General features: G+C 66.0%; 11 protein-coding genes and 1 pseudogene. 4 read left to right on the top strand and 8 right to left on the bottom strand.

Annotated elements, in window-relative coordinates:
* Positions 1–80: 80 nt before the first annotated feature.
* Entirely contained in the window at positions 81–1325 is a 1245-nt protein-coding gene (locus tag ACJ8FR_RS11280) for an NADP-dependent isocitrate dehydrogenase (protein ID WP_407828718.1), read from the top strand.
* On the opposite strand, the gene ACJ8FR_RS11275 is transcribed toward ACJ8FR_RS11280, so the two are convergent.
* The gene (locus ACJ8FR_RS11275; RefSeq protein ID WP_407828717.1) at positions 1264–2484 is read right to left on the bottom strand and encodes an FAD-dependent oxidoreductase; all 1221 of its coding nucleotides are present in this window, start codon (positions 2482–2484) and stop codon (positions 1264–1266) included. The genes ACJ8FR_RS11280 and ACJ8FR_RS11275 overlap by 62 nt on opposite strands.
* 46 nt (positions 2485–2530) lie before the next feature.
* On the opposite strand from ACJ8FR_RS11275, the gene ACJ8FR_RS11270 reads away from it, so the two are divergent.
* Complete coding sequence (locus ACJ8FR_RS11270; RefSeq protein ID WP_407828716.1) at positions 2531–4291, top strand: cation:proton antiporter; 1761 nt, start codon at positions 2531–2533, stop codon at positions 4289–4291.
* Here the strand turns inward: ACJ8FR_RS11270 and ACJ8FR_RS11265 are convergent.
* Both ACJ8FR_RS11265 and alaS read right to left on the bottom strand, forming a co-directional pair.
* Positions 4288–4746 (bottom strand): hypothetical protein, encoded by a 459-nt coding sequence (locus ACJ8FR_RS11265; protein ID WP_407828715.1) that lies wholly within the window; start codon positions 4744–4746, stop codon positions 4288–4290. The genes ACJ8FR_RS11270 and ACJ8FR_RS11265 overlap by 4 nt on opposite strands.
* A 75-nt stretch (positions 4747–4821) precedes the next feature.
* Positions 4822–7476, bottom strand: coding sequence for an alanine--tRNA ligase (alaS, locus tag ACJ8FR_RS11260; RefSeq protein WP_407828714.1), 2655 nt, complete (start codon positions 7474–7476; stop codon positions 4822–4824).
* Positions 7477–7556: 80 nt separating this feature from the next.
* On the opposite strand from alaS, the pseudogene mtgA reads away from it, so the two are divergent.
* Positions 7557–8285, top strand: a pseudogene (gene mtgA, locus ACJ8FR_RS11255) (monofunctional biosynthetic peptidoglycan transglycosylase); the annotation flags it as partial.
* A gap of 331 nt (positions 8286–8616) precedes the next feature.
* Positions 8617–9276 carry a hemerythrin domain-containing protein gene (locus tag ACJ8FR_RS11250; protein ID WP_407828713.1) on the top strand — a complete coding sequence of 220 codons (660 nt, stop codon included), beginning with the start codon at positions 8617–8619 and terminating at the stop codon, positions 9274–9276.
* Between the two features lie 2 nt (positions 9277–9278).
* On the opposite strand, the gene dnaE is transcribed toward ACJ8FR_RS11250, so the two are convergent.
* The 5 genes from dnaE to proS all read right to left on the bottom strand — a co-directional run bounded on the left by dnaE (position 9279) and on the right by proS (position 16958).
* Positions 9279–12725, bottom strand: a complete 3447-nt coding sequence (gene dnaE, locus ACJ8FR_RS11245) for a DNA polymerase III subunit alpha (RefSeq protein WP_407828712.1) — start codon at positions 12723–12725, stop codon at positions 9279–9281.
* A gap of 61 nt (positions 12726–12786) precedes the next feature.
* Positions 12787–13686, bottom strand: a complete 900-nt coding sequence (locus ACJ8FR_RS11240) for a lysozyme inhibitor LprI family protein (protein WP_407828711.1) — start codon at positions 13684–13686, stop codon at positions 12787–12789.
* Positions 13687–13721: 35 nt separating this feature from the next.
* The gene (locus ACJ8FR_RS11235) at positions 13722–14396 is read right to left on the bottom strand and encodes an ABC transporter ATP-binding protein (protein ID WP_407828710.1); all 675 of its coding nucleotides are present in this window, start codon (positions 14394–14396) and stop codon (positions 13722–13724) included.
* Positions 14389–15639, bottom strand: a complete 1251-nt coding sequence (locus tag ACJ8FR_RS11230) for a lipoprotein-releasing ABC transporter permease subunit (protein WP_407828709.1) — start codon at positions 15637–15639, stop codon at positions 14389–14391. The genes ACJ8FR_RS11235 and ACJ8FR_RS11230 overlap by 8 nt, the downstream gene beginning before the upstream one ends.
* Positions 15636–16958 carry a proline--tRNA ligase gene (gene proS / locus ACJ8FR_RS11225; RefSeq protein ID WP_407828708.1) on the bottom strand — a complete coding sequence of 441 codons (1323 nt, stop codon included), beginning with the start codon at positions 16956–16958 and terminating at the stop codon, positions 15636–15638. The genes ACJ8FR_RS11230 and proS overlap by 4 nt, the downstream gene beginning before the upstream one ends.
* Positions 16959–17008: the final 50 nt, after the last annotated feature.

The raw sequence follows: 17008 nt of genomic DNA, 5'->3' as shown, positions 1-17008 counted from the left end.
ATGCTTGCTGCACAACGGCGCGGTTGCCTGTCCGCGGCGCCGGTCCTAGAGCGCGGCGCGAACCAGAACGCAGGACAACAATGGCCAAGATCAAGGTGAAAAACCCCGTCGTCGAGCTCGACGGCGACGAAATGACCCGCATCATCTGGCAGTGGATCCGCGAGCAGCTGATCCAGCCCTATCTCGACGTCGACCTGCTCTATTACGACCTGTCGATCGAGAACCGCGATGCGACCGACGACCAGGTTACGGTCGATGCGGCCAACGCGATCAAGCAGCATGGCATCGGCGTCAAATGCGCGACGATCACGCCGGATGAGGCGCGCGTCGAGGAATTCAAGCTCAAGAAGATGTGGAAGTCACCCAACGGCACTATCCGCAACATCCTCGGCGGGTGCATTTTCCGCGAGCCGATCGTCATTTCCAATGTGCCGCGGCTGATCCCCGGCTGGACCGACCCGATCGTGGTCGGCCGCCACGCTTTCGGCGATCAGTATCGCGCGACCGATTTTCGCGTTCCGGGCCCCGGCAAGCTGACGATGAAATGGGTCGGCGAGAACGGCGACGAGCTCGACTTCGAGGTGTTCGACTTTCCCGGCTCGGGCGTCGCGATGGGCATGTACAACCTCGATGCCTCGATCCGCGACTTCGCACATGCCTGTTTCAACTACAGCCTGGGACGCAAATGGCCGCTCTATCTGTCGACCAAGAACACTATCCTCAAGACCTATGACGGCCGGTTCAAGGACATCTTCCAGGAGATTTACGAGAGCGAATACAAGGCGAAATTCGCCGAAGTTGGCATCGAATATCAACACCGCCTGATCGACGACATGGTGGCAAGCGCGCTCAAGTGGAGCGGCAAGTTCGTATGGGCGTGCAAGAATTACGACGGCGACGTCCAGTCGGACCAGGTCGCCCAGGGCTTCGGCTCATTGGGATTGATGACGTCGGTCCTGATGACCCCGGACGGAAAGACCATCGAGGCCGAAGCAGCGCACGGCACCGTCACGCGCCACTACCGCATGCATCAGCAGGGCAAGGCGACCTCGACCAACCCGATCGCCTCGATCTTCGCGTGGACCGGGGGCCTCAAGTATCGCGGCAAGTTCGACGAGACGCCCGAGGTGGTGCGCTTCGCCGAGACGCTCGAGCGGGTGTGCGTAGAAACGGTCGAGGCCGGTCAGATGACCAAGGACCTCGCCATCCTCGTCGGCCCGGAGCAGGCGTGGATGACGACCGAGCAATTCTTCGAGGCGATCGTCAGGAATCTCGAGGCGGCGATGGCCGAGGAGCAATTGGCGATCGAACCCGCTCGCGCCTGACGCCGAGACCGATGAATCGGCCAGGGATGCGCCGCAGCAGTGGAAAGTGGTCGAGCAAGCGCACGACCAGTGGCGCCTTGACGATCGGCCCGCCAGCCTGAAGCAGGCGCCCGATGACTCTGTCCTGCGCAAGCTTTTGCGCGCCCTGGATGACGCGCGTCGGGAACAGCCGGCGCTGCTCGACCTTGTGCAGCAGCGAGTCGACGTCTTTGCCTGCGGCGAGCGGACCGGCGAGGATGTTGGCGGCGGCGACCGCGTCCTGGACGGCAAGGTTGATGCCGATCCCGCCGATCGGCGACATGGCGTGGGCGGCGTCGCCGATGGCGAGAAGGCCGGGGCGATGCCAGCAGGTCAGCCGGTCGAGCGCCACGCTGAGCAGCTTGAGATCGCTGATGTCGTCGAGTTCGCGGACATCGAGGCCGGGCGCCGCCTGGGCGACCTCGTCCCGGATCGCGCCGATGCCCTTTGCCTGATAGGCGTCGGCCGCGCCCTTCGGAATCAGGAAGGCGCATTGCCAATAATCGCGCCGGTCGATCATCACGAGCAGGCGCGAGCGGGCGACGTTTCCGCGAAGCCCACCTTTCTCATCCGGCGACTTCGGGATTCGAAACCAGAAGACATCCATCGGCGCGCCGAGCGTCTCGAGTGGAAGCATCGTACGCACAATCGACGCGCGGCCGTCCGCTGCGATCACCAGTTTGGCGCGTAGGTCGTCACCCCCCGTCAGCCGGACGCCGTCAACCCTGCCCTCGCCTTCGATGAAGCCGGCCACAGGCGCTTCCATCCTCAAGTGAAAACCGGGGAAGGCCTTGGCTTCCTCGCGCAGGAAATCGAGGAAGTCCCACTGCGGCATCATCGCGATGAACGGCGCCGGCGTCTTGAGGTGCGAGAGGTCGCCGATCCTCCACTGTCGCCCGGCCATCCTGAGCTCGGCGCTGTCGAGCTCGCTGTGCGGACGCTTGAGAAAACGCTGGAGCATCCCGAGCTGGTCGAGGATCTCCATCGTCGAGGGGTGGACCGTGTCGCCGCGGAAATCGCGGAAGAAGTCGGCGTGCTTCTCGAGCACCAGCACGTCGCAGCCGGCGCGCGCGAACAGCAACCCGGCCATCATCCCGGCCGGCCCGCCGCCGACGATAATCAGATCATGGTCTGGCGTCATGACGTCAGCCCTATCGCCGCGGGGACGAAAAAGGCACAACAAATCCATGGCGGGCGAACTCGGCGGACACGCGCTCAAGGATGCGCTGGTGATCCTGGGCGCGGCCGGCATCGTCATTCCCGCCTTCGCGCGCCTCAAGATCTCGCCGGTCATCGGGTTCATCATCGTCGGGATGGTCGTCGGACCGTTCGGCCTTGGCGCGCTGGCCGAGCACCGCCCCTGGCTCAACCCCGTCACGATCACGGATCGCGAGGGCATCGAGCCGTTCGCCGAGTTCGGGATCATCCTGCTGCTGTTCGCGATCGGGATGGAACTCAGCTTCCGGCGGTTGTTCGCGATGCGCCGGGCGATCTTCGGGATTGGCGCAGCCGAGATGCTGCTGGGATCCGTGCTGATCGGTACCGGCCTGTGGCTCGCGGCCGAGTCTCCCGCGAGCGCGGCGACGCTGGCGGTGGCGCTTGCCATGTCGTCGACCGCCCTCGTCCTGCCGATCGCGGGCATGAGCTCGCCGGTAGGCCGCGCCGCTTTCGCCATGCTCCTGTTCGAGGATTTGGCGCTGGTCCCGTTGCTGTTCGTCCTGACCAGCGCAGGTCCGATCGGCGGCCTGCCGCTCGTGCTGGCGAAAGGCGCCGCAATCGTCCTCGTTTTGGTCCTGGGCGGACGGTATCTGTTGCCGCCGCTGTTCGCCCAGGCCGCCCGGACCAAGAGTCCCGAGCTGTTCCTCGCGGTCAGCCTGCTCACGGTCATCCTCGCGAGCCTTGCAACGGCCGCGTTCGGCCTGTCGCCGATCGTCGGTGCACTGGTGGCCGGCCTGGTGATCGCGGAAACCGACTATCGCAGTGAAATCGAAGTGATCACCGCTCCGTTTCGCGGCCTGGCCCTCGGGGTTTTCCTGATCACCGTCGGGATGCGGATCGATTTGCAGATGCTTGCAGCGCTTTGGCCGCAGCTGGTGGGTGCACTTGCGGCGGTGCTGGCGGTGAAGGCCCTGGTGACCAGCGGCTTGCTGCGCATGAGCGGCTCGCGGTCCGGGACCGCCGCGGAAACCGGGCTGCTGATGGCCTCGCCCTCGGAGACGACGCTAATCCTGATCGGCGCCGCGGCGGCGACGGGCGCGATCGCTGCGGGGACGGCGAGCTTCTGGCAGGCGGTGACGGCGCTCGGCCTGACGATCACGCCCTTGCTTGCCATGCTCGGCCGGTTCGCGGGAGGCAAGGTCGATGAACGCCGTGTCGATGAATACATCGAAGGCGACATCAAGGGCCGCACGATCATCTTCGGATTCGGACGCGTCGGACGGATGGTCGCGGACATGCTGATCGTCCACAAGCGGCCCTATCTCGCCGTCGACAGCGACATCGACGGTGTCGCGCATGCCCGGGAGGCGGGTTACCATGTGCTGTTCGGCGACGTTCGGAGGCCCGAACTCGCCGACAAGCTCCATCTCGGCCACGCGGCAGCGCTGGTGCTGACGATGGACGATCCGGTGCTGGTCGCGCAGCTTGCCCGGCGTATCCGCGGGGGGATGCCCGACCTGCCGATCATTGCCCGCGCTCGCGACACGGACCACGCCGCGCAGCTCTACAAGGCCGGCGTGACGGACGCAGTGCCGGAAACGCTCGAAGCATCATTGCAGCTCGCCGAGGCGGTGCTCGTCGACGTTGGCGCACCGATGGGCCCGGTGATCGCCTCGATCCATGAGAAGAGATCGGAGCTGCGCTCCGCGATCATGGCGGAGGCCGAGCTTAGCTCAGAGCCGAGATTAGGCCGCCTGCGACTGCGCGATTCCAAGCAGGAGAGCGGTTAGGAGCCGGCATTTGCTTTCCTCACGATCTGCTCGAACTCCGCCCTGGTCATGTCCAGCAGCACGCCAGCCTTGTTATGGCCGAAGGCGTCGGCTGGGACTTTCACCTTCCCGGTTGCGCTCGAAACAACGACTCCGTCGGGACCAATCTGCTCGATCCTGGCGATGGCGACGCCGGTCTTGTCATTCACCGGTGCACCCGCCGCCAGCTCCGACGCCTTCGCCGGCCGTGACCGGCCCAGATATTTTTGACCGCTCAACCTGTCGGATAATTCGCGCTCGCGTTGCTTCAGGAGCATATCGTGCATGTCGGGCGTGGAGAACGAATCGTGCGCGCCCAGATCAGAGTTCCGGATGTCGGGCGCCGGTCCCGACGGCGCATTTCCCGACATTTGGGCAAGACTGGCCGCTGGAGTCAGACTCGCGGCAATCCCCAAGACAACAAGCAATTTGCGCATGATCACCCCCTCATTCGGCGGGTCGATTATTGCTCCGGACGGTGAGGAACGCCAGCCTATCTGAAGCGGTGTCAATCAAGCCGCGACCTTCTCCAGCGCGCCGCGAACCGCGTCGAGCGCTGCCTTGGCCTTCGAGCCCTCCGGGCCGCCGCCCTGGGCCATGTCGGGACGGCCGCCGCCGCCCTGCCCGCCTAGCGTCGCAACCGCCGCTTTGACGAGATCGACCGCGCTCACCTGGCCGACGAGGTCGTCAGTGACTCCGACGGCGACGCTCGCACGGCCTTCGTTCACCGCGATCAGCGCGCCGATGCCTGAGCCGAGCCGCTTCTTCATGTCGTCAACAGCGGCGCGCAAATCTTTGGGATCCAAGCCTTCCACGACCTGCCCGAGGAACCTGTGACCGTTCACGTCCTCGGGAGCGACCGCCTCGGAACTCCCGGGACCACCACCCATTGCCAGTGCCTTCCTCGCGTCGGCAAGCTCGCGCTCGAGGCGCTTGCGTTCCTCGACCAGCGCCCCGATGCGCGCCGGGACCTCGTCTGGCGCGCTTTTGAGCGTTGCCGCGGCCTCTCGCAGCCTGGCGTCGCGATCGTTGAGCCACTGGCGCGCGGCTTCGCCGGTCAGCGCTTCGATCCGCCGGACGCCCGACGAAACCGCACTTTCCGAGACGATCTTGAGCAGCTGGATGTCGCCGAGCGCGCGGACGTGCGTGCCGCCGCAGAGTTCCACGGAATAGTCCGCGTCGATGTCGCGGCCCATGCTCAGCACTCGCACCTCGTCGCCATATTTCTCGCCGAACAAAGCCATGGCGCCCGCGCCGATCGCCTCTTCGGGCGTCATCAGGCGCGTCGCCACCGGCTCGTTGGAGCGGATTTGCGCATTCACCTCCGTCTCGACCGCCTCGAGCTCCTCGCGGGTCAGCGCCTTGGGGTGCGAGAAGTCGAAGCGGAAATAATCAGGCGCCACCAGGCTCCCCTTCTGCGTCACATGCGTGCCGAGGTGCCGGCGCAGTGCGGCGTGCAACAAGTGCGTCGCGCTGTGGTTGGCGCGGACCCGGTTGCGGCGCTCGGCATCGACGGTCTGGTGGACGGTTTCACCAACCGAAAGCTCGCCGGCCACGACCTTCGTCCGCAGCACATGGAGCTTGCCAAGCGGCTTCGACGTGTCTTCAACATCGCCGACGAAGCCTTTGAGAGTCGTCAGTTTTCCGCTGTCACCAACCTGACCGCCGCTCTCACCGTAAAAGGGTGTCTGGTTGAGCAGGACCTCGACAGTCTCGCCGACCTCCGCCCGTTCCACACGCTGGCCATCCTTGACGATCGCGAGCACGACGCCTTCGCCTTCGTCACCCGAGTAACCGGTGAACTCGGTCGCGCCATGTTCCTCGACGAGGTCGAACCAGATGTCCTCGCTCGCTTTCGAACCGGAGCCTTTCCAGGCGGCGCGCGCCTTGGCCTTCTGCCCGGCCATGGCGGCGTCAAAGCCCGCCTGGTCGACCTTGAGGCCGCGCTCGATCAGCGCCTGCTCGGTAAGGTCGAACGGGAAACCAAAAGTGTCGTAGAGCTTGAACGCGGTCTCGCCCGGCAGCGTGCCGCCCTCGCCCAGTTCGGCCGTCGCGTCGTCGAGCAGCTTGAGACCATTCGCGAGCGTCTGGCGGAAGCGCGTTTCCTCCTGGCTCAGCGTCGCCTCGATCAGCGGCTGCGCACGGAGCAGCTCGGGATAAGCGGAGCCCATCTCGGCGACCAGCGCCGGCACGAGGCGCCACATCAGCGGCTCCTTCGCCCCGAGCAGGTGAGCATGGCGCATGGCCCGCCGCATGATCCTGCGAAGGACATAGCCCCTGCCCTCGTTCGCGGGCAGGACGCCGTCCGCGATCAGGAAGCCCGAAGCGCGCAGATGGTCAGCGATGATGCGATGGCTCGCGGTCATGTCGGCGGCATGGTTGCCGCTCAGCGACTGCGAGGCGTCGATCAGCGCCTTGAACACATCCGTGTCGTAATTGTCGTGGACGCCCTGGAGGACCGCGGCGATGCGCTCGAGGCCCATGCCGGTGTCGATGCTCTTGCTCGGCAGCTCCGAGACGATCTCGTTCGCCGCCTGCTCATATTGCATGAAGACGAGGTTCCAGATCTCGACGAACCGGTCGCCGTCCTCCTCGGGGCTGCCAGGCGGGCCGCCGGGGAGGTGATCGCCATGGTCGTAGAAGATCTCAGAGCAGGGTCCGCACGGGCCGTCGTCGCCCATCGCCCAGAAATTGTCCTTGGTCGGGATGCGAATGATCCGGCTCTCGGAAAGGCCCGAGATCTTCTTCCACAGATCGAACGCTTCGTCGTCGGTATGATAGACGGTGGCGGTCAGCCGGTCCGGGCTGACGCCCCACTCCTTGGTCAGCAGGTTCCACGCAAGCTCGATCGCACGATCCTTGAAATAGTCGCCGAAAGAGAAATTCCCGAGCATTTCGAAGAAGGTGTGGTGGCGCGCGGTGTAGCCGACATTGTCGAGGTCGTTGTGCTTACCGCCCGCGCGGACGCATTTCTGCGAGCTGGCGGCGGTCTTGTACGGCCGCGTCTCGAGGCCGGTGAAGACGTTCTTGAACGGCACCATGCCGGCGTTGACGAACATCAACGTCGGGTCGTTCTGAGGCACCAGCGGCGCCGACGGCACCCGCGCGTGTCCGCTCTTCTCGAAATAATCGAGGAAGCCGCGGCGGATGTCGTTGGTCGAGGTCATCTCAAGCCGATGTAAATGCGCTGCCGCACTGCGGCAAGGCGAGGTCTTGGCAGCGCGGGCAAATCCGCTACGCAATCGCAATGGCGAAGCGAAAGTCCACGATTCCGCGCTACAAGCGCCGGCGGCCGCGGGGCTCGATCCTCGGCCGAATTTTTGGCTGGATCGTCAAGCTGATCGTCGGGTTCGTGGCCGCCTCGATCCTGTGGGTGCTGGCTTATCGCTTCATCAACCCGCCGACCACGATCACGATGCTCGGCGATCTGGTCGCCGGCCGCGGCGCGCATCGTGACTGGATGCCGATTGGCGAGATCGATCGCGACATGGTCCGCGCCGCGATTGCCGCCGAGGATGGGAAGTTCTGCTCGCATCACGGGTTCGACTACCAAGCCATTGAAAATGCAATGCAGCGCAACGCGTCTGGTGGGCGAATCCGTGGCGGGTCGACGATCAGCCAGCAGACGGCGAAGAACGCCTTCCTGTGGCAAGGCGGCGGCTATGCCCGGAAAGGCGTCGAAGCCTGGTTCACATTCCTGATCGAGCATTTGTGGGGCAAGCGCCGGATCATGGAGGTCTATCTCAACCTCGCCGAGACCGGCGTCGGGACCTATGGCGTGAACGCGGGCTCGCAGCGCTATTTCGGGCATGACGCCAGCGCGATGAGCGCGGTAGAGGCCGCCCGGATCGCAGCGGTGTTGCCATTGCCCAAGGAACGCGGAGCCGTCGCCCCCAAGGGCTTCACGCGCCGCTATGGCAACATAATCGCCGCGAGGATCGGGACGGTCGGACGCGACGGGCTCGACAGCTGCATTTACCGGGGCGCCGTGGCGCCGGTGAACAAAGCGCCGCCGCCGGTCGCCAGGAAGACCGGGCCGCTGCCGGGCGAGGAGTATGAGGCGAAGAAGCCGCTGCCGCCGCTCGAGAATGCGGTCAGTGAGCTTCCGCCGGCTTCGACCGAGCCGCTGGAGCCCGCTCCCGCGCCGGCCAATTCGGCCGCGCCCACCCCGCCGCCCGAGCAGCCGGAGACGTCGCAGAACAGCCTTTAGGACAAAGCGCCGAAGCGAGCTCAGAAAGCGGTTCGCAACAGGAACGCCGCCCCTCCCCTATCCGTTTAACGCGGTAAATCCAGGCAGAGGAGGAGTTATGGTTACGCGTACCCAAAGCCGCCCGTCGAACAGCAGCAGCTCGAGCGAGAATCGCGCTAGCCGCGGCAATCGCCGCAGCACGAGCAACAGCGGCGAACGCAGCGCATTCTCGTGGAGCGAAGGCGCCGGCCCGGTGGTTGCCGCGGCGCTTGGCGGCGTGGCGATCGGCTTCGCAGCAAATTTCGGCCGCAAGGCCCTGATGCAGGGCATGGAAGCGGCCGCCGGCGACTGGGACGCGATCCTCGCGACCGAGCACGACCTGGCGCTCGCGCTGTTCGACAAGATGCTGGCGACCGACGAGACGCAGACATTCAAGCGCAAAATGCTGCTGATGAAGCTGACCCATGCGCTCGAGAAGCATGCGCACCAGGAAGAGATGGTGGTCTATCCGGCGCTGCGCGAGGCGAACGAGGCGGGCGACGCCGATCACCTCGAGGGCGAGCACGGCTACATCAAGACCTTCATCTATGAGCTCAACAAGATGGGCTCGGACTCTCCGACCTGGCTCGAGAAGGTTCGCGAGTTCCGGCAGCTTGTCGCTAGCCATGCGCACATGGAGGAAGAGCAGGTCTTTCCCAGCTTCAAGAAGGAGCTGAGCGAGGAGCAGAACGCGCGCGTCACGAGCCTCGTGAACCGCGACGGCTTCTGGATGGCCTGAGCCTAGCCGACGAGGGCGAGCTTCGGCGGCTCTTGGACCGAGAGGTCGACGCTCCCCTCGCCGCTGATGCGCTCGATCCGGGCGGCGATCTCGGCATCGAGCGCAAAATCGCGGCCGGCGACGATGACTGCTTCTCCACCCGAGGACATCGGGACGATGAAGCGCACGAGGCCGTTCGATCCTCGCATTTCCGCCAGTTCGCGGGCGATGCGCTCCGCCGCTCCACTGTCCGGTACGCGGACGGTCATCTGCAGCCGCGTGCGCCTGGCAAGGTCGGCGAGCGGCTGGAACCGCTTGACGGTCACCCGCGGCGTCTCGTCGCCGGCCCGCCGGTCGAGCTCGACGCTCAGTAATCCGCACTGTCCGGCCTTCGCCGCCTCTTCGAGTGCTGCGGTGACCTCGTCGTCAAATGCGGTCGCGACGAACTGGCCGCTGCGGTCGCTCAGCGTCGCCATCATGTAGCGGCGACCTTTCGCTGACGTGCGCCAGCGCGCCTCCTCGACGAGGCCGGCCATGGTCGACCCCACCCGCTCGCCTTCCGCGACATAGGTCTCCGCGATTTCGGCGAAGGTCTTGACCTTGTGCGCCGCAAGCAGGTGCCGGGAAGCGTCGACCGGGTGGGCCGAGAAATAGAAACCGAACGCGTCGCGCTCGGCGGCCATGCGCTGGGCGAGCGTCCACCCGGCGTCGCGCGGCAGCCGGATCGGCGCGGCCTCGGCCGAATTGGCGCCGAACAGACCCGCCTGGCCGCTGGTCCGCTGGTCGTGCGCGCTTGCCGCGTGGGCGAGGATCGTCTCGGCCGCGGCGAATACCGCGGCGCGCTCGGGCTTGATGCTGTCGAAGGCGCCCGCCGCGGCCAGGCTTTCCAGCTGGCGGCGGTTGAGCAGACGCGGATCGATGCGCGCCGCGAAATCCTCGAGGCTGGTGAACGGCCCGCCGCGCTCGCGTTCCTCAACCAGCGCTTCCATCGCTTTCTCGCCGACGCCCTTGAGCGCTCCGAGCGCATAGCGGACCGCTCCGTCTTCGACCGTGAAGAAAGCGTCGCTCGCATTGATGTCGGGCGGCAGGCACTCGACCCCTCCGCGGCGCATGTCCTCGACGAAAATCCCGAGCTTGTCGGTGAGCGCCAGGTCGAAGCTCATCGATGCGGCGTAGAATTCGGCGCGGTGGTGCGCCTTGAGCCAGGCGGTCTGGTAAGCGACCAGTGCGTAGGCGGCCGCATGGCTCTTGTTGAAGCCATAGCCGGCGAACTTGTCGATCAAGTCGAACAGCTCTTCGGCCTTGGCCGGCGGGATGTTGTTGTGGGTCGCGCAGCCGTTGACGAAGGTCTCGCGCTGGGCGTCCATCTCGGACTGGATCTTCTTGCCCATGGCGCGGCGAAGCAGGTCGGCCTGTCCAAGCGTGTAGCCGGCGAGCAGCTGCGCCGCCTGCATCACCTGCTCCTGGTAGACGAAGATGCCGTAGGTCTCGGCGAGGATGCGCTCGAGCAAAGGGTGCGGATATTCGATCCTCGTCCGTCCGTTCTTGCGGTCTCCGAACATCCCGATGTTGTCCATCGGGCCGGGCCGATAGAGCGCGACGAGCGCAACCACGTCGCCAAAGCTGGTCGGGCGAATGGCCGCCAGGGTCCGCCGCATGCCTTCGGATTCGAGCTGGAACACACCGACCGCATCGCCGCGCTGGATCAGCTCGTAGACCGTCGGGTCGTCCCACGGCAGCTTCTCGAAATCGACCTCGACCCCCTGCTCCGCTAGAAGGCGGCGGCCTTCCTTCAGCACCGAGAGCGTCTTGAGGCCGAGGAAGTCGAACTTCACCAGCCCCGCCGCCTCGACATATTTCATGTCGAACTGGGTGACGGGCGTGTCGGAGCGCGGGTCACGGTACAGGGGCACGAGCTCGTCGAGCGGCCGGTCGCCGATGACCACGCCGGCGGCGTGGGTCGAAGCATGGCGCGGCAGGCCCTCTAGCTTCATCGCGAGGTCGAACAGCCGTTTCACCTCGGGCTCGGCCTTGTACTCGGCGGCCAGCTCCGAAATGCCGTTCAACGACCGTTCGAGCGTCCACGGATCGGTTGGATGGTTGGGGATGAGCTTGGCGAGCCGGTCGACGTGCCCGTAGCTCATCTGCAGGACACGGCCGGTGTCCTTCAGCACCGCGCGCGCCTTTAGGCGGCCGAAGGTGATGATCTGCGCGACCCGGTCGCGTCCGTACTTCCGCTGGACGTACTGGATGACCTTGTCGCGGTGGGTTTCGCAGAAGTCGATGTCGAAGTCGGGCATCGACACGCGCTCGGGGTTGAGGAACCGCTCGAACAGCAGGTCGAGCGCGATCGGGTCGAGGTCGGTGATGGTGAGCGCCCAGGCGACGACCGAGCCCGCGCCGGAACCGCGGCCGGGCCCCACCGGGATGTCGTTCGCCTTCGCCCATTTGATGAAGTCGGCGACGATCAGGAAGTAACCCGCAAAGCCCATGCCGGTGATCACCTCGAGCTCATAGTCGAGGCGCTCGCGGTAGTGCTGCTGGTCCTCGGCGGCGCGGCCCTCGAGCCGCACGGCAAGCCCGGCATGGGCGTCGCGGCGGAGCTGCTCATCCTCATTGTCGCTGAGCCGCGGAAGGATTGGCCTGCGGTTGGGGGCCGCGACGGCGCAGCGCCGCGCAATTACGGCCGTATTGGCGATCGCTTCGGGCAAATCGGCGAACAGCTCGGCTACCGCGGCGCTATCCTTGAGCCAGGCATCGGGCGAGGAGCTGACGCGGTCGCTGCTTTCCACATAGGCCGAGCTGGCGATGCACAGCATGGCGTCGTGCGCGGCGTGATAGCTTGGATCGGCATAGGCCGCGGGGTTGGTCGCAACCAACGGCAGGTCGCGCGCATAAGCGAGGTCGAGAAGCGACGCCTCCGCGGCTTCCTCGGTCGCATCGTGCCGGCGCGACAGCTCGACGTACAGGCGTTCGGGGAACAGTGCCTGGAGGTGGTCCAGATAGCCTGCGGCCTTGATCTGCTGGCCATCCGCGATCAGCCGGGCAAGCGCGCCTTCGCGGCCGGCGGTGAGCGCGATGAGGCCCTCGCCGAAGTCCTTCAGGCGCTCGAATTCGACGTGCGGGTCTTCCTCGACGGGTCGATCGAGATGCGCCGCGGAGACGAGCTTGCAGAGGTTCGCATAGCCTTGATCGTCCTTGGCGAGCAGGGCCAGCCAGTCGATGCGCTGCTCACCGCCAAGGTCGGCGGGCCGAGACACGGCGAGCATCGCGCCCACGATCGGTTGCACGCCTTTGGCGAAGCAGGCTTCGCTGAACGGCATCACGCCATAGAGCCCGTTGCGGTCGGTCAGCGCGACGGCGGGGAAGCCGAGCTTCGCGCCGCGCTCGGCGATCGTCTTGGGCTCCATCGCGCCTTCGAGCATGGTGAAGGAGGAGAAGACGCGGAGCGGAACGTACGGCTGAGTCACAGTCTGTTTATGGGATACGCCCCGGGATCAGGAAAGCGCGCGGCGGTCACTTATCCCCAAATTAGCGCGGCGCCTGCCAACGTCCCTCGATGATGTCGCGGATCTCGCGCACGCGGCCAGCGTAAGCGGCCGCCATGCATTGGCGGTCCGGACAGCGGTCGCGATAGGCATAGAAGCGCTGCGCCGTCTGGCGGAGCTGGTCGCGCTGCTCGGGCGTGGCGACGCCGACCGCGCGGCCGTATTCGATGGACATATCGCGATCGAGGGCCGCCAATGTGCTGTCGCCGCAGACGGCGATTTCGCCTCTCGACCGGGCGTTGGCGCAGCCGGAGCTGGGCCGCGCGGTGGGCGTCTGCGGTGCGGCCGGTGGCAGCGGTGTCTGGATTGCACCGCCACTTAGCGCTTGCGGAGCGATGCCATTCTGCTCCGCTGGCGCGCTTGACGCAGGCGGCGCTTGCGCGACCCGCGAAAGTGTCGCGAGCGGCGTGATGATCGCGTCCGCGTTGCGCAACAGCACGACCGACCCGCTGCCGTCCGCGGCCGGCTGCACGCTATAGTCGACATCCGACGACAAGGTTCGGCGCCCGCCGACAACCGCCACGCCCGGCGGCAGGTCGAGGGACAGCGAGCCCGAGCAATTTACCGCGTGGGTCGATTGATCCTCGCTCTCCATCACCGGATTTTCCATGCGCACGACGGCGTAGGCGGAAAGCCGATCATAAGCGGCCTGATCGCTCCCGCGCAGCTGTGCCGCCCGGCGAAACAGCTCGCGCTTGATGAGGTCGTAGGTCGCTTTGCTCGCGCAGGCTTTCTCGTTGGTCGCCCCGTTCGCCATCGAGGTCCGGCTGTTCGTCAATTTGTCCTGATCGTCGTTTCCGCGAGTGGCGAAATAAGCGACGACGAGCACCAGCAGGACGAGGCCGCCGATCAGCGCGATGGTGGTCCAGTTGAGCCTGCGCACGGGCGCTTGAACGCGGCGATCCCGGTCCGGCTCCACTATTCGAGCCGCCCCTCGTGAAGGCGCACAACGCGGTCCATCTTGGCCGCCATGCGCTCATTGTGGGTCGCGACCAGCGCGGCTGTCCCCTCGCCCCGCACGAGGCGGAGAAACTCGGCGATGACCACGTCGGCGGTATGCTCGTCGAGGTTGCCGGTGGGCTCGTCGGCGAGGATCAGCGGGGGCTTGTTGGCGAGCGCTCGGGCGACAGCGACGCGCTGCTGCTCGCCGCCAGAGAGCCTTGCCGGCCGATGATCGAGCCGCTCCGACAACCCCAGCGTGCCGAGCAGTTCCCGCGCCCGCTGGCGCGCGGCCTCCGGCTGCGTGCCCTTCACCAGCTGCGGCAGGACGACGTTCTCGACCGCGTTGAACTCGGGCAGGAGGTGGTGGAACTGATAGACGAAGCCGAGCAGCTCCCGGCGCACGCGGGTGCGGCCCTCGTCGTCGAGCCGCGACGCCTCCTCGCCTGCGAGGCGGATCGAGCCCTGGAACCCGCCCTCGAGCAGGCCGACCGCCTGGAGCAGGGTCGACTTACCGGAGCCGGACGGGCCGAGAAGCGCGACGATCTCGCCCGGAGCCACCTCGAGATCGACGCCGCGCAACACCTCGATCGTGACATCGCCTTGGACGAAGCTGCGCTTGAGGTCGCGGGTGACCAGAACCGGCTCACTCATAGCGAAGCACCTGGACCGGGTCGGTGCTCGCCGCCTTGTACGCCGGGTAGAGCGTCGCAAGGAACGACAGCACCAGCGCGGTCAAAATGATGGCGACAATCTCCACTGGATTGGGCTTGGCCGGCAAATCGGTCAGAAACCGAACCGACGGATCCCATAGATTCTGGCCGGTCACCGCCTGGATGCCGTCGACGACGTCCTGGCGGAAATAGAGAAAGATCGCGCCGAGGACGATGCCGAGCACGATCCCCAGCGAGCCGATGGTGACACCAACCGTCACGAACACTTTCATCATGCCGCGGCGGCTCGCGCCCATGGTGCGGAGGATCGCGATGTCGCGGGTCTTGGCGCGAACCAGCATGATCAGCGAGGAGAGGATATTGAACACCGCGACGAGCACGATCAGCGACAGGACGACGAACATCGCGACGCGCTCCACCTCGAGCGCCTGGAACAAAGCCGAGTTCATCTGGCGCCAGTCGACGATGCCGCCGCGTCCCTGGACCATGCGCCGGATCGGCGCGATGATCTCGTCGACGCGATCCGGATTGGTGGTCTGGATCTCGACCATGCCGACCTGATCGCCCATCAGCAGCAGTTCCTGCGCGTCTTGCATCGGCAGCAGAACGAACGCTTTGTCGTAATCGTAGACGCCGATCTCGAACACCGCGCCGACGGTGTAGGTGACCTCACGCGGAACGGTGCCCATCACGGTCGAGCGGCCTTCGGGATTCCACAAAGTGATCTGGCTTCCGGGATAGGCACCGAGGGTATCCGCGAGGCGCGAGCCGATCGCGACCTTGCCGCTACCAGGTGTCACCGACCGCATGTCACCGGCCACGACACCGCCCATGATCGTCCTGTTGCTGCGGATGTCCGACACGCGCATGCCGCGCACCAGTGCGCCTTCGAAACGGCCGTTGGCGGTCGCCATGAGCGGCGTCTCGATCAGCGGAACGGCCGAGGTGACTCCCGGCGTTTTCTTTGCGGCGTCGGCAATCTGTTCCCAGCCGCCTAGCCGCCCGTCATAGCCCTGGACGACCGCATGGCCGTTGAGGCCGACGATCTTGTCGAACAGCTCGGCGCGGAAGCCGTTCATCACGCTCATCACGATGATCAGCGCGGCCACGCCGAGCGCCACCGCAAGCAGGCTGATGCTGGCGACGAGGAAGATGAAGCCTTCACCCTGTCCGGGCAGCAGGTAACGTCGGGCGAGCATCCGCTCGGCACGGTTGAGGATCATGACGTCAGTCTCGCGAGGGCGCTTTCAATACTTAGCTCCTCGCGCTCGCCGGTTGAACGGCGCTTTAACTCGACGGTGCCGGCCGCAATTCCGCGCGGACCGACAATGACCTGCCAGGGTAGGCCGATGAGATCCATCGAGCCGAGCTTGACCCCGCCGCGCTCATCGCGGTCGTCGTAGAGCGTCTCGACGCTGGCCGCCTTGAGCTGCGTGTAGATCGCCTCTGCGGCAGCGGCGCTCGGTTCATCGTCGGCGCGCATGGTGACCAGCCCGACGCGCCACGGCGCGACCGCCTCAGGCCAGACGATGCCGGCCTCGTCATGGCTCGCTTCGATGATCGCGCCGACCAGCCGCGAGACGCCAACGCCGTAACTGCCCATCATCGGCGTGACCGGGCTGCCGTCGCGGCCCGACACCTTGAGGCCCATCGCGGCGGAATATTTGTCGCCGAAATTGAAGATATGCCCGACCTCGATGCCGCGCCCGGTGCGTCGGCTGTCTTCCGGCAGCACTTCCCATTTGGCGACGTCGTGCGTCTCGTCGGTCGCGGCGTAGGTCGAGTTCACGCGGTCGAACAGGCCCTGCAGGCCAGCTTCATCGCCATAGCTCAAATTCGATTGCTGCCAGTCGAAGCCCTCGTAAGCGGCGTCGTAGAAGACTTCGCTCTCGCCGGTCGGCGCCAGCACGATGAACTCATGGCTGAGGTCGCCGCCGATCGGACCGGATGCGGCTTTCATCGGCACCGCCTGGATGCCCATGCGCTGGAAGGTGCGCAGATAGGCGAGCATCTGGGTGTAATAGCTCTGCCGGGCGCCGGCCTCGTCTAGGTCGAAGCTGTAGGCGTCCTTCATCAGGAACTCACGGCCGCGCATCACGCCGAAGCGCGGGCGGACCTCGTCGCGGAACTTCCACTGAATGTGGTAGAGCGTGCGTGGCAGGTCGCGGTAGCTCTTGACGTCGTCGCGGAAGAGCGCGGTGATCATCTCTTCGTTGGTCGGGCCGTAGAGCATTTCGCGCTCGTGACGGTCGCGAATGCGCAGCATTTCGGGCCCATAAGCGTCGTAGCGGCCGCTTTCCCGCCACAGCTCGGCCGACTGCAGCGTCGGCATCAGCATCTCGAGCGCGCCGGCGCGGTCCTGCTCCTCGCGCACGATCTGCTCGATCTTCTTGAGGACTCGGAAGCCCAGCGGCAGCCATGCGTAGATCCCGGCGGCGGTCTGGCGCACCAGGCCAGCGCGCAGCATCAGCTTGTGGCTGACGATCTGGGCGTCCGCAGGGCTTTCCTTGAGGACCGGAAGAAAGGCACGGGACCAGCGCATGGGGGCGGGCTCTAGCGGCCATTGATCGCGACTTGCAACCGCACCTCCCT

It is taken from the genome of Sphingomonas sp., from assembly GCF_045810705.1.
Classification (GTDB): Bacteria; Pseudomonadota; Alphaproteobacteria; order Sphingomonadales; family Sphingomonadaceae; genus Sphingomicrobium.
Note: the sequence above shows the minus strand (reverse complement) of the source record. Positions and strands in the feature narration are given on the sequence as shown.